General features: G+C 72.9%; 6 protein-coding genes. All 6 read right to left on the bottom strand.

Annotated elements, in window-relative coordinates:
• Position 1 precedes the first annotated feature (1 nt).
• On the bottom strand, positions 2 to 16,783 hold the full coding sequence (locus tag HNR23_RS01780; RefSeq protein ID WP_184072846.1) for a type I polyketide synthase: 16,782 nt from the start codon (positions 16,781 to 16,783) through the stop codon (positions 2 to 4).
• Positions 16,784 to 16,945: 162 nt separating this feature from the next.
• Entirely contained in the window at positions 16,946 to 18,313 is a 1,368-nt protein-coding gene (locus tag HNR23_RS01775) for a methylaspartate mutase (RefSeq protein WP_184072845.1), read from the bottom strand.
• 13 nt (positions 18,314 to 18,326) lie between these two features.
• Positions 18,327 to 18,851, bottom strand: a complete 525-nt coding sequence (locus HNR23_RS01770; protein ID WP_184072844.1) for a cobalamin B12-binding domain-containing protein — start codon at positions 18,849 to 18,851, stop codon at positions 18,327 to 18,329.
• Between the two features lie 138 nt (positions 18,852 to 18,989).
• Positions 18,990 to 20,246 (bottom strand): type III PLP-dependent enzyme domain-containing protein, encoded by a 1,257-nt coding sequence (locus HNR23_RS01765; protein ID WP_184072843.1) that lies wholly within the window; start codon positions 20,244 to 20,246, stop codon positions 18,990 to 18,992.
• Positions 20,243 to 21,844: an AMP-binding protein gene (locus tag HNR23_RS01760; protein ID WP_184072842.1), complete on the bottom strand. Its 1,602-nt coding sequence runs from the start codon at positions 21,842 to 21,844 to the stop codon at positions 20,243 to 20,245. The genes HNR23_RS01765 and HNR23_RS01760 overlap by 4 nt, the downstream gene beginning before the upstream one ends.
• 326 nt (positions 21,845 to 22,170) lie before the next feature.
• Positions 22,171 to 23,721: an AMP-binding protein gene (locus HNR23_RS01755; protein ID WP_184072841.1), complete on the bottom strand. Its 1,551-nt coding sequence runs from the start codon at positions 23,719 to 23,721 to the stop codon at positions 22,171 to 22,173.
• Between the last annotated feature and the right edge of the window lie 15 nt (positions 23,722 to 23,736).

The following is a 23,736-nucleotide window of genomic DNA, read 5'->3' as shown; positions in this document are numbered from 1 at the left end:
GTTACTCGGCCTCTCCTGCTCGGTTGGTTCCGTCGGCCTTGAGGGCCGCCCGCACCAGGTCGTCCACTCCCATGTTCGCGATGTCGCCGCCCGTGGCCCCGGTCGGCGCCGCGGCCCCGCCCTGCTCGGGGGTGGGGGCGGCCCCGCCCTGGTCAGGCGCGGCGAGCCGGAGCAGGTCGTCCAGCAGTCCGGCCTCGCGCATCCGCTCGATGGGGATGGAGGCCAGCCGCTCCCGGATGGCGTCGTCCGAGGTACCCGATGGGGGCGCCGCCGTCGGCTCGGCCGCCGGGGCGTCGGCCAGCCCCGGCAGCAGCTCCTCCAGCAGGAACTTCGACAGCTCCACGGGCGTCGGGTAGTCGAACATCAACGTGGCCGGGAGGCGCAGCCCGGTGGCGGTCTGCAGCCGGTTGCGCAGCTCGATCGCGGCGAGCGAGTCGAGTCCCAACTCGGTGAAGCCCCTGTCGGCCTCGATGGCCTCGGGGTCGTCGTGCCGGACCGCCGCGACGTGGGTGCGCACCAGATCCAGCAGGACGCGTTCGCGCTCCTCCCGGCTCTGCCCGGCGAGACGCTGCTCCAGCGTCTTCTCCCCGGACGCGACCGCGGCCCCCTTGGCCTGCTTGGCTCCGCCCCCGCTCCTGCGGACCGGGGTGCGGGCCGAGGAGCGCTTGACGTCGCGCAACAGCGGGAAGTCGGCCGCCGCGGCGGCGAGCGCCGCGGGGTCGACACGCAGCGGGACGAGAACGGCCTCGTCGAGGCTGAGTGCCTCGTCGAACAGGACCAGCCCCTCCGCGGAGGACAGCGGCGGCAGGCCCATCCCGGCCATGCGCTGCTCCTCGGCCTCGGCGTCGACCTCCGTCCCGCCGCCGAGCCCGGTCACCGTCGTCCACAGCGCGAACGGCAGCGACGTGGCCGGGAGGCCGTCGCGGCGGCGCTGCCAGGCCAGGGCGTCGACGAACCGGTTGGCCGCGCCGTAGTTCGCCTGCCCCGCTCCCATGACCAGTCCGGCCACCGACGAGAAGAGGGCGAAGACGGCGAGGTCGCGCTCGCGGGTGAGCTCGTGGAGGTTCCATGCCCCGTCGACCTTGGGCCGCAGCACCCGCTCCACCTGCTCGGGTGTGAGCGAACCGATGAGCGCGTTGTCCATGACCCCGGCGGCGTGCACCACACCGCGCAGCGGGTGCTCGGCGGGGATACCGTCCAGCAGCGCGGCGAGCGCATCGCGGTCCGCGGCATCGCAGGCGGCGATGGTGGCCTCGGCTCCCAGCTCGGCGAGTTCCGCGCGGAGCTCGGCCGCGCCGGGGGCACCGGGGCCGCGGCGGCTGGTCAGCAGCAGGTGCCGCACACCGTGTACCGAGGCCAGGTGCCGGGCGACCAGAGCGCCCAGTCCGCTGGTGCCGCCGGTGACCAGGACGGTTCCAGTGGAGTCCCAGGCCGGCGGGTTCTCCTCCTCGTGCGCGGAGACCTTGGCCAGCCTCGCCACCCGGACCTCGCTCCCCCGCACCGCCACCTCGGGCTCCTCCAGTGCCGCGATGGGGGCGAGCTGGAGCAGGGCGGTGTCGGTGCCGTCGAGGTCGACCAGGATGATCCGGCCGGGGTTCTCCTGCTGGACGGACCGGATGAAGCCCCAGGCGGGGGCCTGGGCGAGGTCGATCTCCTCGTCGTCCATGGCGACGGCGCCGCGGGTGACGACCATGAGCCGGGAGTCGGCGTAGCGCTCGTCGGCCAGCCATCCCTGCACGACCTGGAGCAGGTCGTCGGTCACCGTGCGCACGTCGGCCGGGACGTCGGCGGCGCCCGGCGCCGGGACGTCGTAGAGGAGCACTTCGGGGATCGGCTCGCCTTCGAGCAGGGCGGAGCCGAGCGCGCCCAGGCTCTTGTACACGGGCAGGCGCCTGCCGAGGTCGGCGTCGGCCAGCCCGGCCTTGCCGGCGCCCAGGATCGCCCACGCGCCGATGGCGGCGTCGGACGCCGGGCCGAGCGCGTGCTGGGTCCAGCCGACGCGCCACATCGACTCGCGTTCCCGGGTGCCGGTGGAGGCGGCCGCCGCGGCGGCGACCCGGTCGGGGGTGACCGCCCGCACCACCAGTGACTCCACGGTGGCGACCGGGGTGCCCGCCGGGTCGGCCAGTTCCAGCTTGACCGCGTCGGAGCCGACCTTGGCGTCCGACCCGACCCAGTTGATGCGCACCCGCATCCGGGCGGCGCCGCCCGAGTGGAGGCGGACCCCGGTCCAGGCGAACGGGAGCTGGGAGGCGCCGACGTCCTCGGGCTTGCGGCCGTCGAGGAAGTCGGTGGCGCTGAGCGCCGCGTCCAGCAGGGAGGGGTGCACCCGGTACTCGGCGGCGGCCCCGGTCGCGTCCTCGGGCAGGGCGACCTCGGCGAAGATCTCCTTGCCGCGCTGCCACACCGCCTTGAGCCCGCGGAACATCGGCCCGTAGTGGTAGCCCTGGCTGGTGAGGTAGTCGTAGACGTTGGAGATGTCGACGGCCTCGGCGCCGGCCGGCGGCCACTCCGCGTAGCCCACGTCGAAGGACTCCGGGGTGACGTCGGTTTCGCCCTCGTCGGAGAGCACACCGGAGACGTGGCGGGTCCAGGGGACGTGGGCGGGGGCGTCCTCCACCCGCGAGTACACGTTGAACGACCGGCGCCCGTCGGCCTCGGCCTCCCCCACGACGACCTGGACGGCGACGCCGCCGGTCTCCGGGATGGGCATCAGCGCCTCGATGGTCAGTTCCTCGACGACCTCGCAGCCGACCTCCTCGCCGGCGCGCATGGCCAGTTCGACGTAGCCGGTGCCGGGCAGCAGCACGGTGCCCAGGACGTCGTGGTCGACCAACCAGGGGTGCGTCTCGCGCGACAGCCGCCCGGTGAGGGTGACGCCGCCGCCCTCGGGGGAGACCATCACGGCGCTGAGCAGGGGGTGGTCGGCCGCGATCTGGCCGAGCCCGGCCGCGTCGCCCACCGTCTTCGGCGCGTCCAACCAGTACCTCCGCGTTTCGAACGCATACGTCGGGAGTTCCGTCCCGCGGGCTCCGGTCCCGGCGAAGTACGCCGCCCAGTCGACACGCGCGCCGCCGCAGTGGAGCCGGGCGAGCGCGGTGAGCAGGGCGGTGGCCTCGGGGCGGTCCTTGCGCAGGGAGGGGATGAGCAGGGCGTCGTCGGCGTCATCCAGGCAGCCCTGGGCCATCGCGGTGAGGACGCCGTCGGGGCCGAGCTCGACGAACCGGGTGACGCCGAGGGTGTCGAGGTGCCGGATGCCGTCGGCGAAGCGGACGGCATCGCGGACGTGGCGGACCCAGTACTCCGCCGACGCCACGTCCCCCGTTGATCTCGGAGATATCGGGGTATCAGCGCCGGTTTTTCCCCCGATATCTCCGAGATCATCGGCAGAGGAGAGCGAACCGGTCACGTTGGAGACCAGCGGGATCGACGGGGCCTTGTAGGTAAGCCGCTCGGCGACCTGGCGGAACTCCTCCAGCATCGGCTCCATCAACGGAGAGTGGAAGGCGTGGGAGACCGTCAGGCGGCTGGTCTTGCGGCCGTCCGCCCTGAACCGGTCCGCGATCCGCAGGACCGCCGCCTCCTCACCGGAGACCACCACCGAGGCCGGGCCGTTGACAGCGGCGACGCTGACCTTGTCGGCCACCTCCGCGAGCGCCGGGGCGACCTCGCCCTCGGTCGCCTGGATCGCCACCATGGCCCCACCCGCAGGCAGCGCCTGCATCAGCCGGCCGCGGGCCGCGACCAGCGCGCAGGCGTTCTCCAGGGAGAGGACACCGGACACGTGGGCGGCGGCGAGCTCGCCGATCGAGTGGCCGACCAGCACGTCCGGGGTGATGCCCCACGACTCGACCAGGCGGAACAGGGCGACCTCGATCGCGAACAGCCCGGTCTGGGTGTAGGCGGTCCGGTTCAGCAGCTCCGCGTCGGCCGAGCCCTCCTCGGCCCACACGACCTCCTTGAGCGGACGCTCCAGATGCTCGTCCAGCCCGGCGCACACCGCGTCGAACGACTCGGCGAACACCGGGAAGGCCGCGTGCAGCTCGCGGCCCATGCCCAGGCGCTGGGCGCCCTGGCCGGAGAAGAGGAACGCCGTCCGACCGCCGGAGCGCACCGCCCCGGTGACGACGTCGGGCGACTCCGCCTCCTCGATGAGCGACGCCAGTCCGCGCAGGGCCGAATCGCGGTCACCGGCCAGCACCACGGCACGGTGGTCGAGTGCCGCCCGCGAGGTCACCAGCGAGAACCCGGTGTCCAGCAGGCTGTCCTCCTCGCTGCCGACCAGGTGCGCGTGCAGCCGCTCGGCTTGGCCGGGCAGTGCCCTGCGGGTCCTGGCGGACACGACGAGGGGGACCAGCGGGAGGGGCGCCGCTCCGGCGTCGCGCGGCGCGGCCGCCTCGGCCTCCGTCGCCGCACCCGTCGGCGCCTGCTCGATGATGACGTGGGCGTTGGTGCCGCTGAGTCCGAAGGAGGACACCGCGCCGCGGCGCGGGCGGCCCGCGTCCGCCCACTCCCGGGCCTCGTCCAGCAGCCGCACGTTCCCGGCCGACCAGTCGACCTGTGGCGACGGCTCGTCCACGTGCAGGGTCTTGGGCATCAGGCCGTTGCGGATCGCCATGACCAGTTTGATCACGCCACTCACGCCCGCCGCGGCCTGAGCGTGGCCGATGTTGGACTTGATCGAGCCCAGCCACAGCGGCCGGTCCCCCGCCCGTTCCTGCCCGTAGGTGGCGAGCAGCGCCTGGGCCTCGATCGGGTCGCCGAGCCGGGTGCCGGTCCCGTGTCCCTCCACGAGGTCGATGTCGGCGGTGGTGAGGCCGGAGGCGGCGAGGGCCTGCTGGATCACCCGCTGCTGCGAGGGGCCGTTGGGCGCGGTCAGACCGTTGGACGCGCCGTCCTGGTTGATGGCGCTGCCGCGCACCACCGCCAGGACCGGGTGCCCGTTCTTCTCCGCGTCGGAGAGCCGTTCCACCAGCAGGAGGCCCACTCCCTCGGACCAGCCCGTGCCGTCGGCCGCGCCCGCGAACGCCTTGCACCGGCCGTCGGGGGCCAGGCCGCGCTGCTGGCTGAAGTCGACGAAGATGTCGGGCGTGGGCATCACGGTCACGCCGCCGGCCAGCGCCATGCTCACCTCGCCCGAGCGCAGCGCCTGCACGGCCATGTGCAGCGCCACCAGGGACGACGAGCAGGCCGTGTCGACGGTGACCGCCGGGCCCTCCAGGCCCAGCGTGTAGGCGACCCGGCCCGAGGCGATGCTCCCGGCGCTGCCGTTGCCGAGGTACCCGGTCAGGTCCTCGGGCACGTCCTGCAGCCGGGTGCCGTAGTCGTGGTACATGACCCCGGCGTAGACGCCGGTGCGGCTGCCCCGCATGGTCGTGGGGTCGATTCCGGCGCGCTCGAACGCCTCCCATGAGGCCTGGAGCAGCAGCCGCTGCTGCGGGTCCATGGCCAGCGCCTCACGCGGCATGATCCCGAAGAACTCGGGGTCGAACTCGGCCGCGTCGTAGAGGAAGCCGCCCTCGACCGTGTAGGTCTTGCCGGGCAGGCCGGGCTCGGGGTCGTAGAGGGCGTCGCCGTCCCAGCCGCGGTCGTCGGGGAAACCGGAGACCGCGTCGCGGCCTTCGGCCACCAGGTCCCACAGCTCTTCCGCCGAGCGGACACCGCCGGGGAAGCGGCAGCTGATCCCGACGATGGCGATCGGGTCGTCGCCCGACACGGTCGCCACGGCCGTGGTGGCCTGCGTCGTCGAAGTGACACCGGACAGCCGCGACTTGATGTGATCGGCGGCGGCCGTCGACGTCGGGTAGTCGAACACGAGCGTGGCGGGCAGGCGCAGGCCGGTCGCGGAGTTGAGCAGGTTGCGCAGTTCGACCGCGGCGAGCGAGTCGAAACCGAGCTCCTTGAAGGCCCGGTCCGGCTCGATGTCGTCGGCGGACGCGTGCCCGAGGACGGCGGCGACGTTGGAGCGCACCAGCCCCAGCAGCGCGCGGTCCCGCTCGGCCTCGGAGAGGCCGGCGAGGCGCTGCTCCAGCTCGGTGCCGCCGCCGGAGACGGTGTCGGCCCGGACCGTGCGCCGGACGGGGGCACGCACCATACCGCGCAGCACCGCCGGAAGCTCGTCGGTGCGTGCCCGCAACGCCACCGGGTCCAGCTTGATCGGGGCGACCGCGGCCGCATGGGAGGCGAGGGCGGCGTCGAACATCGCCAGACCCTCCTCCGCGGTGTGGGCCGGCATACCCAGCCGGCTCATGCGGTCGAGATCGGCGTCGGACAGATCGCCGCCGAGGCCGGTGTCGACCGCCCACATGCCGAACGCCATCGCCGTCGCCGGAAGGCCGACGGCGCGGCGGTGGGCCGCCAGGGCGTCCAGGAAGGTGTTGGCGGCGGCGTAGTTCGCCTGCCCCGCGCCGACGACCAGGCCGGACGAGGAGGAGAACAACACGAACGCCGTCAGGTCCTTCTCGCGGGTCAGGTCGTGCAGGTGCCAGGCGGCGTCCGCCTTGGGGCGCAGCACCGCGTCGAACCGCTCCGGGGTCTGCGCGCCGATGAGCCCGTTGTCGGCGATGGCCGCCGCGTGCACGACCCCGGTCAGCGGATGCTCGGCCGGGACGGTGCCCACGAGGGCGGCCAGCGCGTCCCGGTCGGTCACGTCGCAGGCCGCGACCGTTGCCCGGGCGCCCAGCCCGGCGAGCTCTTCGGCCAGGTCGGCCGCGCCGGGGGCGTCCATACCGCGGCGGCTGGTCAGCAGCAGGTGCCGCACCCCGTGTTCGGCCACGAGGTGCCGGGCGACCATGGCCCCCAGTCCGCTGGTGCCACCGGTGATGAGTACGGTGCCGTTGTCGCTCCAGGCCGGGGTCGGCTCCCCTCCGGGTACCCGGACCCGGGCCAGGCGCGGGACGCTCACGGCCCCGACGCGCACCGCGGCTTCGGGCTCGCCCGATGCCGCGACCGCGGGCAGTACCTCGGCGGACGCGGCGGTGCCGTCCAGGTCGACCAGGCCGAACCGGCCGGGGTTCTCCTCGGCGGCCGCCCGCACGAGGCCCCACACGGGGGCGGTCGCAAGATCGGGCGTCTCGCCGTCGCGGACGGCGGCGCCGCGCGTCACGACGACCAGGCGCGCGGAGGACAGGCGGTCCTCGGCGAGCCAGGCCTGTACCGTGCCGAGCACCTCGCCGAGCGCCGCCCGGACCTCGGCGGGGACGTCGTCGCCCTCAGGTGTGGCGACCGGCAGCAGCACGGTGCTCGGGACCGGAGCGCCGCCGTCGAGCGCCGCGGTGAGGGCGGCGAGGTCCGCGTAGGCGGGCACGCCCTCCGGGAGGCCGAGGCGGTCGCCGCCGACCACCCCGAGGAGGGAGATGTCGGCGCCGTCGGCGCCCACCGGCAGCGGGTTCCACTCCACCTGGAACACCGACTCGGCGGTTCCGGCGCTCGCCGCGCTGATCTGCTCGGCCGACACCGGCCGGGAGACCAGCTCGGCCACCGACAGCACCGGCTGCCCGGAGGCGTCGGCCACGTCCAGCGCCGAGACCTCGTCGCCGCGCACGCGGCGCAGCCGGACCCGCAGGGCCGCCGCCCCGGCGGCGAACAGCGACACCCCGTTCCAGGAGAACGGCAGCAGCGTCGCGCCGCCGGTCTCGTCCTGCAACAGGTCGGCGTGCATCGCGGAGTCGAGCAGGGCCGGGTGCAGGCCGAACCGGGCGGCTTCGATCCGCGCCTCCTCGGGCAGGGCGACCTCGGCGAACACCTCGTCGCCGCGCCGCCAGGCCCGGCGCAGGCCCTGGAACATCGGGCCGTATCCGTAGCCGCGGGCGACCAGGCCCTCGTAGGCGCCCTCGACCGCGACCTCGGTGGCACCGGGCGGCGGCCACTCCGACGCGAAGTCGAACGCGGGGGCGGGGGCCGGGGTCGCCGCGAGTGCGCCGGTGGCGTGCCGCGTCCAGGAGTCCTCGCCCGTGTCGCTCTCCGGGCGGGAGTAGATGCCCACCGTGCGGGTGCCCGAGGCATCGGGACCGCCGACCACGACCTGGAGCGCGACACCGCCGCACTCGGGAAGCACCAGCGGCGCCTCCAGGGTCAGTTCGTCCAGCACACCGCACCCGACGTGGTCACCGGCACGGATCGCCAGCTCCACGAATCCGGTGCCGGGCAGCAGGATCGCGCCGAGCACGTCGTGGTCGGGGATCCAGGGCTGGGTGTCCGCGGACAGGCGCCCGGTCAGCACGACGGCGTCGGACCCGGGCGAGGCCACCACCGCACCGAGCATGGGGTGGCGCGCCGACTCCAGCCCGGCGAACCCGAGGTCTCCGCCCATGGCGCCGCCGGCGTCCAGCCAGTAGCGCTTGTGCTGGAAGGCGTAGGTCGGCAGATCGACGTGGCCGGCGCGGTGGCCCGCGAAGAACTCGGCCCAGTCGACGTCGATGCCGCGGGCGTGCAGCACACCGAGACCGGTGACCAGCTCCCGCTCCTCGCCGCGGTCCCGACGCAAAACCGGAACGAACGCGACATCGGCGTCGCCGGTGACGCAGTCCTGGCCCATCCCCGACAGCACACCGTCGGGGCCGAGCTCGACAAAGGTCGTGACGCCTTCGGCCTCCAGGGCGCGGATCCCGTCGGCGAACCGCACCGCCTCCCGCACATGCCGCACCCAATACTCCGCCGAGGCCACACCCCCCGATGATCTCGGAGATATCGGGGCATCAGCGCCGGTCTTTCCCCCGATATCCCCGAGATCAACGGCAGAGGAGAGCGAACCGGTCACATTGGACACGATCGGGATGGAGGGGAGGTTGTACGTAAGCCCCTCTGCGACTTGGCGGAACTCCGCCAGCATCGGCTCCATCAACGGAGAGTGGAAGGCGTGGGACACCGTCAAGCGGCTGGTCTTGCGACCCTCCCCCTTGAAGCGGTCGGCCACCGCGAGAACCGCGTCCTCGGCACCGGAGACCACCACCGAGGCCGGGCCGTTCAGGGCTGCGATGCTCACCTTGCTCTCCAGGCCCGCCAGTGCGGGGGCGACCTCCCCCTCGGTCGCCTGGACCGCCACCATCGCGCCCCCTGCGGGCAGCGCCTGCATCAGGCGACCGCGTGCGGCCACCAGCGCGCACGCATCGGCAAGCGACAGCACCCCGGACACATGCGCGGCCGCCAGCTCACCGACCGAATGCCCGGCCAGGAAGTCCGGCGTGATCCCCCAGGACTCCACCAGCCGGAACAGCGCCACCTCGACCGCGAACAGCGCCGTCTGCGTGTAGGCCGTCCGGTCCAGCAGCCCGACGTCGTCCGAGCCTTCCTCCGCCCACACCACCTCCTTGAGCGGGCGCTCCAGGTGCGTGTCGAGCTCGGCGCACACCGCGTCGAACGCCTCACGGAACGCCGGGAACCTGCCGTACAGCTCCCGACCCATCCCCACACGCTGCGCACCCTGCCCGGAGAACAGGAAGGCGACGTTGCCGTCGGTCGCCGTGTCGCGCACGACGCCCGGCGCGGTCCGGCCCGCGGCCAGCGCCTCCAGCCCCCGGGCCAGCTCCTCGCTGTCCGCGCCGACGACGACCGCCCGGTGCTCCAGCGCGGCGCGCGTCGTGGCCAGGGCGTGGCCGATCTCCGCGACGGGGTGGTGGGCGAGCGCGTCCAAGCGGCCGCGCAGCCGCTCGGCCTGGGCCCGCAGCGCCTGCGGTGTCCTACCGGCGACGACCCACGGGACGGTCGCGAGCGCCACCGGGGTCGGCGCATCGGTGCCGCCCGAGCCGCCGACAGCGGGGGTGCCGCTCGACGGCGCCTGCTCGATGACGACGTGGGCGTTGGTGCCGCTGATGCCGAAGGACGAGATCCCGGCGCGGCGCGGGCGTTCGGTCTCGGGCCACGCCCGCGCTGCGGTCAGCAGCTCCACGGTTCCGTCCGACCAGTCGACCTGCGGCGTCGGCTCGTCGACGTGCAGGGTCTTGGGCAGCACGCCGTGCCGCATGGCTTCGACCATCTTGATGACGCCCGCCACACCGGCCGCCGCCTGGGTGTGGCCGAGGTTGGACTTGACGGAGCCGAGCCACAGCGGCTCACCGCTCTGCGGCCGCTCCCGCCCGTAGGTGTTGATGAGGGCCTGCGCCTCGATCGGGTCGCCCAGGGTGGTGGCGGTGCCATGCGCCTCGACGGCGTCGACGTCGGCGGGGGTGAGGCCGCCGACCGCCAGCGCCTGCTGGATGACCCGCTGCTGCGACGGCCCGTTGGGGGCGGTCAGGCCGTTGCTGGCGCCGTCCTGGTTCACCGCGCTGCCGCGGATCACGGCCAGCACCCGGTGCCCGTTGCGCTGCGCGTCACTCAGCCGTTCCACCACGAGCAGGCCGGAGCCCTCGCCCCAGCCGGTGCCGCCCGCCGAGGCGGCGAAGGAGTGGCAGCGGCCGTCGACGGCGAGGCCGCGCTGGCGGCTGAAGTCGATGAAGGTGTCGGGGGTGGACATCACGGTCACACCGCCGGCGAGCGCGAGGTCGCACTCCCCCGCACGCAGCGCCTGCACGGCCCAGTGCAGTGCGACCAGGGAGGAGGAACAGGCGGTGTCGACGGTGACCGCCGGGCCCTCCAAGCCCAGGGCATAGGCGACCCGGCCGGAGACGACACTGGCCAGCCCGCCGTTACCGAGGTAGCCGGCCACGTCCTCGGGGACCTCGCCGCCCAGCCGGGTGGCCCAGTCGTGGTACATGACACCGGCGAACACACCGGTGCGGCTGCCGCGCAGCGCTAGGGGGTCGATCCCCGCCCGTTCGAAGGCCTCCCACGCGTTCTCCAGGAGGAGCCGCTGCTGCGGGTCCATGGCCTGGGCCTCGCGCGGGCTGATCCCGAAGAGGTCGGGGTCGAACTCGGCGGCGTCGTGCAGGAATCCGCCCTCGCGCGAGTAGCTCTTGCCTGGCTTGCCGGGCTCGGGGTCGTACAGCGTCTCGACGTTCCAGCCACGGTCCTCGGGGAAGAAGGAGACGCCGTCGCCGCCGTCGGCGAGCAGGTCCCACAGCTCCTCGGGCGAGGACACGCCGCCGGGGTAGCGGCAGCTCATGCCGACGATGACGATCGGGTCGTCGTCGGTGGCGGGCGCGGCCACGGCCGGGGGGGCTGCGGTCGACGGCTCGACGCTGAGCAGCTTGGACTCGATGTGCTCGGCCAAGGCCTGGGGTGTGGGGTAGTCGAAGGTGAGTGTCGCCGACAGTCGCAGGCCGGTGGCGGTGTTGAGCCGGTTGCGCAGCTCGACGGCGGCCAGTGAGTCGAAACCGATGTCGCTGAACGCGCGGCGCGGGCCGATCGCGTCGGAGCCGTCGTGGCCGAGGACGTCGGCGACCTGCGCGCGGACCAGGTCGAGCAGGACGCGGAACCGCTCGCTCTCCGGCATCTCGGCGAGCCGCCGGGCCAGGGACTCCTCGACGGAGACGGGGCCGGTGGCCGCCGCTGTGGGGCGGGCGGGGGTGCGGACCAGGGACCGCAGGATCGCGGGGATGCCGTCGGGGCGGGCGCTGAGCGCGCGCCGGTCCACGCGGACCGGCGCCAGGGCGGCCTCCCCGGTGGCGAGGGCGGCGTCGAGCGCGGCCAGGTGCTCCTCGGGGGTGAGGACGTCCAGGCCGAGTCGACGGATGCGCTGCAGAGCGGCCTCGTCGAGGTCCTCACCCATGCCGCCGACACCGGTCCACAGGCCCCACGCGAGCGAGGTGGCGGGCAGTCCGTCGCGCACCCGACGGGCGGCGAGCGCGTCGAGGAAGACGTTGGCGGCGGCGTAGTTGCCCTGCCCGGCGCCGTCGAGGAAGGCGGCGGTCGAGGAGAACAGGACGAATGCGGAAAGGTCGGTGTCGCGGGTGAGTTCGTGCAGGTGCCAGGCGGCGTCGGCCTTGGGCCGCAGCACGGTGTCGACCTGCTCGGGGGTCATCGACGCGGTCAGGCCGTCGGCGAGCACACCGGCGGTGTGCACGACCCCGGTCAGCGGGTGCTCGGCGGGGACGGTGTCCAGAAGGGCGGCCAGGGCGTCGCGGTCGGACACGTCGCAGGCGGCGACGGTGACCTGTGCGCCCAGTTCGGTCAGCGCGTCCTTCAGCTCCGCGGCGCCGGGGGCGTCCATACCGCGGCGGCCGACCAGCAGCAGGTGCCGCACCCCGTGTTCGGCCACGAGGTGCCGGGCGACGGTCGCCCCGAGGCCGCCCGTGCCACCGGTGATCAGGACGGTGCCTTCACCGTCTGCCGGGGTCCACGTCGCGGCCGCGTCGGTCGACGCGGGGAGGCGGGTGAGGCGGGGGGCGCGGATCTCGCCGTCGCGGAGGGCGAGCTCGGGCTCCCCGGTGGCCAGTGCTTCGGGCAGGCGGCGCACCGACGTCTCCTGGTCGTCGATGTCGACCAGGACGAACCGGTCGGGGTTCTCGGCCTGCGCCGAGCGCAGCAGACCCCACAGCGGCGCGGCGGCGAGATCGGCGGGCGCCTGGCCCGGTTCCGCCGCCACGGCACCGCCGGTGACCACGACCAGCTTCGACGCGGCGAACCGGTCGTCGGCCAGCCAGGCCTGTGCCAGGTCCAGCAGGCGCCTGATGCCGTCGCGAACGGCGGCGGGAACGTCGGCGCCCTCGGCGTCGGGCTCCACGGGGACGAACACGGCCTCGGGCGCGGGCGCCCCGGCGTCGATCGCCGCGCCGAGGGCGGCCAGGTCGTCGTACGCGGCCACGGCCGCGCCGAACGGCCCCCCGGCGCCGAGGACGGCCCACTCGGCGACGGTCTCGGGCCGCGGTGTCCCGCCGGACACCACGTCCCAGTGGATCCGGTAGAGCGAGGCGCCACCGCCCCGGGCGGCGCGCAGCCGCTCCTCGGAGACGGTGCGCAGCACGAAGGAGTCGATGGCGGCGACGGGCGCGCCGGCGGCGTCGGCGATCGCCAGCGCCACCGAGTCGTCGCCGGTGGCGGTGATGCGGACCCGCAGCGCCTGCGCGCCGGTGGAGTACAGGGTCACGCCGTTCCAGGAGAAGGGGAGCCGTGTGGTGTCGCGGTCGGGAACCTCTGCTGTGAAGTCCGTGGCGTGCAGGACCGCGTCGAGGAGGGCAGGGTGCAGGGCGAAGTCGCCCGCGTCGGAGCGGATCTCCTCGGGCAGCACGACCTCGGCGAACACCTCGCCGCCGGGGCGCCGCCACACCGACCGCAGGCCGTGGAACGCGGGGCCGTAGCCGTAGCCCTGGGCGGCCATGTCGTCGTACAGGGTGGAGATGTCGACCGGGGCGGCTCCGGCGGGCGGCCAGGCACTTGCCTCGAACGTGTCGGTGACCGCAGCCGGGGCGCCGGAGGCGAGGAGGCCGCTGGCGTGGCGGGTCCACTCCGACTCGGGGTCGTCGTGCGGGCGGGAGTAGAACTCCACCGTCCGTTTGCCGGTCCGGTCCGGCTCGCCGACGACGATCTGCAGCGCGACGGCGCCCTGCTCGGGCAGCACCAGCGGAGCTTCGAGGGTGAGCTCCTCGACGTGGTCGCACCCGGCCTGGTCGCCGGCGCGCACGGCGAGCTCGACGAACGCGGTCCCGGGCAGCAGAGCCACCCCGGAGATCACGTGGTCGGCGAGCCACGGGTGGGTGCGCAGCGAGAGCCGCCCGGTCAGCACCAGGCCCTCGCCGTCGGCGCGCTGCACGATCGCGCCCAGCAGCGGGTGTTCGGCCGGGACCTGGCCGAAGCCGGAGGCGTCGGCGGTGGACACCGGCAGGGTCAGCCAGAAGCGGCGGCGCTGGAAGGGGTAGGTGGGCAGTTCGACGCGGCGCGCGCCGCGTCCGGCGTAGAAGGCCTCCCAGTCCACCCGGGCGCCGCGCACGTGGGCCTGGGCGACGGCGGCGACGGCCTCGCGCTCCTCGTCCCGATCGCGGCGCATGAGAGCGGCGAAGACGGGGGCCGACTCGGGGTCGGTGCCGGTGACGCACTCCTGGCCCATGGCCGAGAGCACCGCGTCGGGGCCGAGCTCCAGGTACGTGGTGACGCCCTCGTCCTCCAGCAGCCGGACGGCGTCGCTGAAGCGGACGGCGGCGCGGACGTGCTGTACCCAGTAGTCGGGCGAGCACAGCTCCTCGGTGGTGGCCGGTCGGCCGGTGACGTTGGAGACGATGGGGATCAGCGGCGCCTGGTAGTCCAGCACCCGGGCGACCTCGGCGAACTCCGCCAGCATGGGTTCCATGCGGGCCGAGTGGAAGGCGTGGCTGGTGTTGAGCCGCTTGGTCTTGCGCCCCTGCTCCGTGAGTTGCGCGGCGACCTCCAGGGCGGCGTCCTCGTCGCCGGAGATGACGACGGCGGTGGGGCCGTTGACGGCGGCGATGCCGAGCCGGTCCCCGTAGCCGTCCAGCAGCGGCAGCACCTCGTCCTCGCTCGCCTGCACCGCGACCATGGCGCCGCCCTCGGGCAGCCGCTGCATCAACCGGCCGCGCGCCGCCACCAGGGTGGCGGCGTCCTCCAGGGAGAGCACGCCGGCGACGTGCGCGGCGGCGAGCTCACCGACGGAGTGCCCGACGAGGTAGTCGGGGCGGATGCCCCAGGACTCCACCAGGCGGTACAGCGCGACCTCGACGGCGAACAGCGCGGCTTGCGTGTAAGCGGTCTGGTCGAGCAGCGCAGCTTCCTCGGTTCCCTCCTCCGCGAAGAGGACGTCCCACAGCGATTCCTCCAGCTGCAGGTCGAGGTAGCCGATGGCCTCCTCAAGGGCATCGGCGAAGACGGGGTGGGCTTCGCTGAGCTCGCGTCCCATGCCCAGGCGCTGACTGCCCTGCCCGGTGAACAGGAACGCCAGGCGCCCGCCGGGCACGGTCCCGGTGGCGGTTCCCGGCTGGGTGCGCCCGTCGGCTAGCGTCTCCAGGGCGGACAGCAGCTCGTCCCGGTCGTCGGTGACCACGGCGGCGCGCCGGTCCAGGGAAGCGCGGGTGGTGGCCAGGGAGTAGCCGAGGTCGGCGGGGGTGAGGTCGGGGTCGTCGGCGACGCGGTCGCGCAGCCGCGCGGCGTAGGCGCGCAGGGCGGCGTCGTTCTTTCCGGTGACGACCACGGGCACCGGCGCGGCGGTGCTGTCCTCGTTCTCCTCGCGCGCCTCCGGCTCGGCGGGCGCCTGCGCCTCCCCGTCCTCTTCGACCGGGGGCGCCTCTTCGAGGATGACGTGGGCGTTGGTGCCGCTGATGCCGAAGGCGGAGACGGCGGCGCGGCGCGGGTGGTCGGTCCGGGGCCAGGGCCGCGTCTCGGAGAGGAGTTCGACCGCCCCGGTCGACCAGTCCACGTTGGGGGTCGGGGCGTCCACGTGCAGGGTCTTGGGCAGCACGCCGTGGCGCATCGCCAGGATCATCTTGATGACGCTGGCGACGCCACCGGCGGCCTGGGTGTGGCCGAGGTTCGACTTGATCGAGCCGAGCCACAGCGGCCGGTCCTCCTCGCGGCCCTGCCCGTAGGTGGCGAGGATGGCCTGGGCCTCGATGGGGTCGCCGAGCTTGGTGCCGGTGCCGTGCGCGTCCATGGCGTCGACCTGGTCGGGGGTGAGCCCGGCGCCGGCCAGGGCCTGCTGGATGAGACGCCGCTGCGAGGGGCCGTTGGGGGCGGTGAGCCCGTTGGAGGCGCCGTCCTGGTTGATGGAGGAGCCGCGCACCAGGGCGAGGACGGTGTGGCCGTTGCGGCGGGCGTCGGACAGGCGCTCGACGACGAGCAGGCCCACGCCCTCGGAGAATCCGGTGCCGTCGGCGGCCGCGGCGAACGCCTTGACGCGGCCGTCGGGGGCCAGGCCCCGCTGGCGGCTGAAGGCGGTGAACATGCCCGGGCTGCCCATGACGGCGACACCGCCGACGAGCGCGAGCGAGCACTCGCCGCGTCGCAGCGCCTGGGCGGCCAGGTGCAGCGAGACCACCGAGCCGGAGCAGGCGGTGTCGACGGTGACGGCGGGGCCTTCCAGACCGAGGGTGTAGGAGACCCGGCCGGAGGCGACGCTGGGCGCGTTGCCGGTCATCAGGTAGCCGTCGAGGCCTTCGGGGGCCTCGTGCACCCGCACCCCGTACTCGTGGACCTCGGAGCCGATGAACACGCCGGCCCGGCTGCCGCGCAGCGAGGTGGGGTCGATGCCGGCGCGCTCCAGCGCCTCCCAGGCGGTCTCCAGCATCAGCCGCTGCTGCGGGTCCATGGCCAGGGCCTCACGCGGGCTGATCCCGAAGAAGTCGGCGTCGAACTCGGTGGCGGTGTCGAGGAAGCCGCCCTTGTCCACGTAGCTCTTACGGGGGGTCTCGGGGTCGGGGTCGAACATGTCGTCGACGTCCCACCCCCGGTCGCGCGGGAACTCGCCCAGGACGTCGCGCTCGTCGAGAAGGAGCCGCCACAGGTCTTCGGGCGAGGAGACGCCGCCGGGGAAGCGGCAGCCGATGCCCACGATGGCCACCGGCTCGTCGTCGACGGACTCGGGTGCGGCCGGGGCGGGCATCTCCTCCGGCAGGCCGAGGATTTCGGCGCGCAGGAAGCGGGCCATGACCGCGGGGGTGGGGTAGTCGAAGGCGATGGTGACCGGGAGGTCCCGGCCGGTGGCCGCGGTCAGGCGGGTGTGCAGTTCGACGGCGGCCAGCGAGTCGAACCCCAGCTCCTTGAAGGGCCGGTCGGCGTCGACGGCCGCCCTGGTGTCGGGCCGCACCTTGCGCAGCACCGCCTCGGCCTCGGTTCGGACCATGGAGAGCAGGACGGCGCCCTGCTCGGATGCCGGCAAACCTTCGAGCCGGCGGACCGACGCCGAGGCGCCCCCCGTGTTCGGCTCGCTGCGGCTGTCGGAAACAGAGCTTCCGGACTCGCTCATCTGCGCACTCCACGTCATCACTGTTCTTGCGGACAGGCTTCACACACGACCAGGCCCAGCACCGTACGGTACGGAGGAAATTGACCCCCTCCACACCCCTAGCGGCCCCTAGGCGAACACCCGGAAAAGCGACCCCGACGACGCCCCCCGGATATCGAATATTTAATTTTCCATTTCCTTCACGGCAGGATCGCCGGGCGCACCGATACCAACTCCGCCACCGTCCGCACCGTCGAGCTCCAGCGCTTCGTCATCGAATTTCCGCTGCACGTAGGAAAGGTCCTCCAGCAGGTCGGCCGCGGTGAGCCGACGCGACCGCCCGCCACCCACCACCCGCTTCAACGGAAGCGATCCCGTCTCCGCCCACCGCAGCCAGCCATCGCCGTCGATGTAGCTGCGGGCACGCCCCATATTGTCGGGGTGCACACAGTAGGGAATGTCCAGGTACCCCTGCTTGAATGCGAGCAGCAGGGCGCGCCCGATATCGGAGTCGAGATTGAGCACGGCATCGACGAGGGCGTGCGCCTCCCGGTACGTCTGCGTATCCACCTCACCCTCATCGGGCAGCGGATGGTTGTTTTCGGCGACCTGCCCGGCGAATTCGAGGGCGGCGACGTTTTCCGCAATGACCGGAATTCGCTGCGACTCGGCCACGGTCTTGACGATGATGCGCTCCGAACCCGTCAGCACCGCCAGCCGGGCGGCCTCCCCCATCAGCCGGTAGGCGCCACCGGGCGTCATCGGGTAGACGCCCATGTAGGCGTAGATGACCACGTGCCAGTTGTCGGTGGGCAGCAGCTGCGAGCACAGGCGGCGCAGCGCGCGGACCGCCTCGATGTCCTGGGCCATGCTGGTCTGCTGGGCGTAGCTGACCGAGATGCTGCGGACACCGTGCTGGTGGAAGAACAGCGCCTCCAGCACGCTCATGGCCACGAGCTGGCTGGGCGGGCACAGCTGGCCCATCATGCAGCCGCCGAAGGTCTCCAGGTGGGCCTCCACTCCGATGCCGCGGAGCTCGGAGAACAGGGCGGTGCACTCGGCCCAGTTGCGCACCGACTCGGCCAGCGGGGTGCGCCCGTAGGGGAGGCAGTAGGAGACCGGTCCGCCCTCGCTCGCGTTCAGCAGCAGCTCCAGGCAGGCCCGGAAGATGTCGCGCGGCACCGCCGAGCCGTGCCGGACCTGCACGGGGAAGTCGGCGTCGCGTACCCCGGCCAGCATCCGGCGGGTCGTGGCCGCGTTGTGGTTGACGATCGGGTAGCCGTTGAGGCCGATGCCGTCGCGCAGGGCGGTCGCGGCGGCGGCCAGGTCGCCGACGCGCGTGTAGCTGTCGAGGGTGATCGTTCCGACCGTGCTGGCGTCGGCCCCCTTGGTGGCGATGAGGCCCTCACGCATCTTCGCGGGGTCGCTGAACCCCATCCGCGGCTGGGCCACCAGCCCACCGCCACCGCCCTCACGCCGCACGAACGCACCGAAGTCGACGGGCAGGTCGCCGTGTGCGACCGGCCGCGCGCCCCCGGGGACCAGGCTCATCCGCGGCTCCCGCTCATCCACTCGCGTTGGCCGCGCTCAGCCGCCGCCGCTCGGATGCCGCGGCGAGTTCCCGGCCCTTGGCCGGGGCGGTCTCGATGAACTTGCGGAAGTCGGCCACCCCGCTGACCCCGTCCTGGAACACCCCGTCGAAGCCGGCGGCCATGAGCTCCTCGATGTGTGCGGCGTCCTCGCCGCCGGCGATGCCGAGCTTGCCGCCGATCACCATCGGGGTGGCGGCCAGGTCGTCGACGGCGCGCAGCCGCGAGATGACGCGCATGCCGTCCTGGTACCCGTGGCCGTTGACGCTGCTGATGACCACCATCTCCGGTGCGATGTCGCGGCATTCGCGCACCAGCAGGTCGTCGGGGACGCACGGGCCGAGGTTGACCACGTCGTAGCCCAGCTCTTCGATGAGCAGCTGGAGGAACACCAGGTTCCAGGTGTGGGAGTCGGACGCCATGGTGGTGACGACGACCGTCCCCTTGCTCGCCTCGTTCTGCGGAGGTTCGAGCTCCGACTCGGACCCTGACTCAGACAAAGGAATACTCCACTCGAATACCGAGATAGATGACCAGGGATCCGCCCCATCCCCGTGTCCCTCCGTTGATCCCGGGAGAACGGTTCGGATCTTCGTCGTGGTTCGAACCGTTCTCGCGGGATCAACGGAGAGGCGTGGCTACTGGCGTACGTCGGGGCCGGATCCCACCTGATAGGAACGGGTGTGGTCGATGCGGGAGACGGAGACGAGCTCGTCGCCGCGGACGATCACCTCGGTCGGCGCGGGCCGTCCGAGGAACATGAGCAGGCTGGCGGTGGGGCCATAGGCGCCGGCGTTGGGGATGCTCACGACGTCGCCCGCCGCCAGCGGCGGCAAGGCGACCTCGCGGCCGAGGATGTCGCCGGGGGTACACAGCGGGCCGACGAGCGTGGCCGTGTCGGAGGCCTCCTCCTCGGCGTCGAGCTGCACGGCGACCGGGAGCAGCCGCCCCAGGCCGGACATGCCGCCGAACGTGTTGATGCCCGCGTCGAGGATGACGAACTTGCGGCCGCGGCTCTCCTTGACGTTGCTGACCCCGGCGACCAGGGTGCCGCTGTCGCCCACCAGGTAGCGGCCCGACTCACACGCGATCCGCGGCGCACCCGAGCGCCACTGTGGGAAGTGCACGTCCAGCGTGCTCTCCAGTTCGGAGCGCAGCTTGCCGTAGACGGGGCGCTCGCCGGGCACCGCGTAGGGCAGGGTGAAGCCGCCGCCGATGTCCAGGAAGCGCAGCGGCAGGTCCAGCTCCTGCTCCAGCCTTGCGGCCAGCGCGATGGTGTTCTGGAACTCGCCGATGAGGGCTTCCTCGTTCTTCGCGTTGCTCAGCGGGAAGAAGTGGAAGCCGGCGATGCGGGTGCCGGGCACCGAGCGCAGCTCCGGTAGCACGTCCGCCAGGGTCTCGCTGTCGATCCCGAACTGGGACGGAGTTCCGGTCATCCGGATGCTGGTGGTAGCACTGGCCGAAACGCTGTTGATGCGCAGCAGGGCCTCGACCTCCACCCCCGACTCCACAGCGGCCGCGCCGATGTGCCGCATGTCGCCCGGTGACTCCACCGAGAACATGCGCACGCCCAGCGCGATCGCCTCGCGCAGCTCCCGCCCGGTCTTGCCCGGCCCGGTGTAGAGGATCTCCTCCCCTCGGAACCCGGCTTCCAGCGCCACGGCGAGCTCGCCCGTGGAGCTGATCTCGGCCCGGCAGGCCTTCCCGGCGTCCGCGCCGCCTTCGCGCAGCGTGCGCACGACCTCGGGGTGCGGGTTCGCCTTGATCGCGTAGAAGAGGTCGAACTCCTCCGGCAGCGCGGCGAACAGGTCCCGCCGCGCGGTGGCCACCCGCTGAAGGTCGTAGACGTACAGCGGCGAGCCGTAGCGCTCGGCCAAGTCGGCGTATCGTGTCACCGGTCACTCCCGTCGAGCATCTTCACCAGCGCCTCCCGCGAGTTCTTGCCGTGCAGCGTGAGCGGGACGTCGTCGATCACCCGGCAGATCGCCGGGACCTTCTGCGGCTCCAAGCGCAGCCGCAGCTCCCGTAGGACCGCGTGCTGCTCCAGCTCGCCCTCGACGAAGACGGCCAGGTCGTGCCCGCCCGTCGGGGGCAGGACGGCGGCGCTGCGCACACCGGGGATGTCCATGGCCGCGGCCTCGATCTCCAGCGTGCTCATCCGGATGCCCTTGCGCTTGAACATGTCGTCACGGCGGCCCTCGAAGTACAGGTAGCCGTCGGCGTCGAGGCTCCCGTAGTCCCCGGTGTGCAGGCGCAGGCCACCGGTCCGCGGATCACGCCGGAAGGTGCGGGCGCTCAGCTCGGGCGCGCACCAGTAGCCCGGCATCACGTGCGGGCCCACGGCGACGATCTCGCCGACCTCGCCGACCGGCAGCTCCTCCCCGTCCTCACCGAGGATCAGCACCCGGGTGCCGGGCAGCGGGCGGCCCACCGACTCGGGCTTCTCCAGCTCCATCTCCGGCGGCATGATCGAGATCCGCTTGCACTCCGTCTGCCCGAACTGGCGCACCACCCGCGCCCCGGCGAAGTGCTTGTGCAGCGCGTCGATGGTGGAGGCGGGCAGGGCCGCGCCGGTGTTGGTGAACATCCGCACCGGCGGCGCCGGCTCGGCGTCGCGCCCGGCCAGGGTGGCGATCATGCCGGCCAGGGACGGGACGATCGGGACCACCGTCGCCCCCACCTCGCGCATGCGCCGCAGCAGCACGAGGTCGGACTCCTCACCGGCGAGCACGATCTCCGAGCGGCCGATGCACGACAGCAGCACCTTGTACAGGCCGTAGTCCCAGGAAAGCGGGAAGCGGCAGAAGACCACGTCGTCGGGGCGGTAGCGCAGCTCGGCGTTGATCGCATGCGATGCGAACGTGACCTGGGCATGCGGTCCCATGACCGCTTTGGGGGCCGATGTGCTACCCGATGTGTAGATGAGGACCGCGAGGTCATCGGGTCCGACCCCGGCCTCCACCGGGGGGACGCCGCGCGCGTCCAGCGCTTCGACCTCCGTCCACACCTCGGCCGCGTCGTAGACGGGCACCGACGGCGCCGCCTCGCGCAGCGGCCCGGTGTTGGCCTCCGCCGCCACGACCACCACCGGGTCGGCGTTCTTCAGTACCGAGGCCAGGTGGAAGGACTTCATCGCCGGGTTCAGCGGCACGAAGACCGCGCCGCAGCGGGAGGCGCCGTAGAACATGGCGACCAGTTCCCGCGTGCTCGACATCTGCGTGACGACACGGTCACCCGGCCGGACACCGCGCTCCATCAGCCAGTTTCCGAAAGCGTGGCTGAGCTCGCTCAGCCGCCGGTAACTCCATTCCCCGACCGAGTCGCGAACCGCACGGGCGTCCGGCACCTCCGCGACGGCGTCATCCAGCAGTGCATGAATAAGGCCACCCGCGGCAGGCGGTTTCACATCATCATTCGGGGTCGAGTTCGCGTGGGTATTCAAGGCCACTCCCCGTGCCCGGTAGTTGAAAACATACGAGCGATTCGCGCCCATGGCAGAACAAGGAAGAATTCGGCGTCGGGAAAAAAGGCTACCTACGTACGTACGTATGCAATACCCCTAGGCTCCCCTATCCCGTCGGCCCCGGAGCGTGCCCTGGCGTTCCTCGGCCGCCCGCTGTGCTTTTCTCCTTGTTCTCCTTGCGAGCTCACGCTCCTCCCTCACTCCACCGCCGACGCACACGGGCCTGCGGCCGAACGGCATCGACGCCTCCGCTCACTCGATCGCGTTCGCGACGCACCCCCCGCGCACTCACGCTCCTCCCTCACTCCACCGCCGACGCACACGGGCCTGCGGCCGAACGGCATCGACGCCTCCGCTCACTCGATCGCGTTCGCGACGCACCCCAACCGGCCCCGGTCGATCTTCCGGTTGGGGTTGAGCGGGAACGCGTCCACGTGCCGGTACTGCTTGGGCAGCATGCCCGGCGGCAGGACCCGGCGCAGTTCGCGGGCGAGGGCGGCCGGGGAGGTAGGGGTACCGGTGTAGAAGACGACCAGTTCGGTTCCGCCGTCGCCCTCGCGGGTCACGGTGACGGCGTCCTCGACCCCGTCCACACCGCGCAGCTCGTGCTCGATCTCGGCCAGCTCCACACGCCACCCCTGTACCTGGACCTGGGCGTCGAGCCGTCCGATGTAGACGAGTTCCCCGTTGTCGGCGCGGCGGACCCGGTCACCGGTGCGGTACCAGGTGCGCCCGTCGATCTCGACGAACCGGCCCTGGTTCTGGGCGGGGTCGAGGTACCCGGCCGCCATCTGCGGGCCGGTGATGCACAGTTCGCCCTCGTCGGCGTCGGTGGGCGAGCCGTCGGCACCGAGCAGCAGGTGGTCGTGGCCGGGGTGTACGCGGCCGATGGGCATGAGCCCGTTGAGGCCGAGCCGCGGCGACTCCTCGGGCGACCAGCGGTGCCCGGTGATGGTGACGGTGAGCTCGGTGGGGCCGTACAGATTCTCCAGCGTCGAGTTCACCGCGGCGGCGTGCCAGTCGGCGGCGTCGGCCAGGCGCAGTGCCTCGCCGGCGAAGAAGCTCCAGCGCAGCGTCGGTATCGAACCCGGTACAAGCGCTCCCATACGGCGCAGAAGCGCGATGCTGCTGGGCGTGGAGAACCACACCGTGACGCCCTGCTCGGCGAGGAACGCCGGCATGTCCCGGTAGGCCTGCGGCGGCGGGCAGACGACGCTCGCCCCCGCACCCCAGGCACAGAACAGGTCGAACATGGCGCAGTCGAAGTTGAGGTCGAAGGTCTGGGTGAAGACGTCGTCGGGCGTGAAGTCGTAGCGCTCGTCGAGCAGCCCGAAGTAGTGGTGCGTGCTGCCGTGGCTGATCGGCACGCCCTTGGGGACGCCGGTGGATCCGGAGGTGAAGAGCATGTAGGCGGTGTCGGCTGCGGTGACGGGGCGCGGCTCGGCCAGGGCGTGCGCGGGGTCGACGGGGATTTCCTTGAGAGGGGCGGGGACCTCCGCGTCGACCTCGGGCGCCAGCACAAGGATGGGCGGGGCGTCGTGGAGGATCTCGGGCAGCCCGGCCAGCCCCTGCTCATCGGCGACGATCGCCGTCACCCCCGCTACCTGCAGCATCCGGCGGATTCGGGCGGTGGGGAAGGCGGGGTGCAGCGGCACCACCGTCGCCCCGGCGTACAGCCCGGCGAGGATGCCGACGTACGACTGGACGCCCTTGCCCGCGAGCACGCCGACGGCCGCGGGCGGCTCGGGCGCCCCGGCGAGCAGGGACCCGGCCCATAGCAGAGCACGGCGGTGGGCGCTCTCGTAGGTGATGGTGTCCGTGCCGAGCCGGACCGCGGGGCGGTCGGGGGATCGGGCGAGCCCGCGAAGGAAACGCGAGTACAGCGCCACTCCGGTTGTTTCCTTCATTTCTTTCACTTCCTC

Origin of the sequence: Nocardiopsis mwathae, assembly GCF_014201195.1 — a bacterium.
In the GTDB taxonomy this organism is placed as follows: domain Bacteria; phylum Actinomycetota; class Actinomycetes; order Streptosporangiales; family Streptosporangiaceae; genus Nocardiopsis_C; species Nocardiopsis_C mwathae.
Note: the sequence above shows the minus strand (reverse complement) of the source record. Positions and strands in the feature narration are given on the sequence as shown.

Coding starts and splice junctions, on each gene's coding strand:
- HNR23_RS01780 (WP_184072846.1), bottom strand. CDS start 16,783: ATGAGCGAGTCCGGAAGCTCTGTTTCCGACAGCCGCAGCGAGCCGAAC.
- HNR23_RS01775 (WP_184072845.1), bottom strand. CDS start 18,313: ATGAGCCTGGTCCCCGGGGGCGCGCGGCCGGTCGCACACGGCGACCTG.
- HNR23_RS01760 (WP_184072842.1), bottom strand. CDS start 21,844: ATGGGCGCGAATCGCTCGTATGTTTTCAACTACCGGGCACGGGGAGTG.
- HNR23_RS01755 (WP_184072841.1), bottom strand. CDS start 23,721: ATGAAGGAAACAACCGGAGTGGCGCTGTACTCGCGTTTCCTTCGCGGG.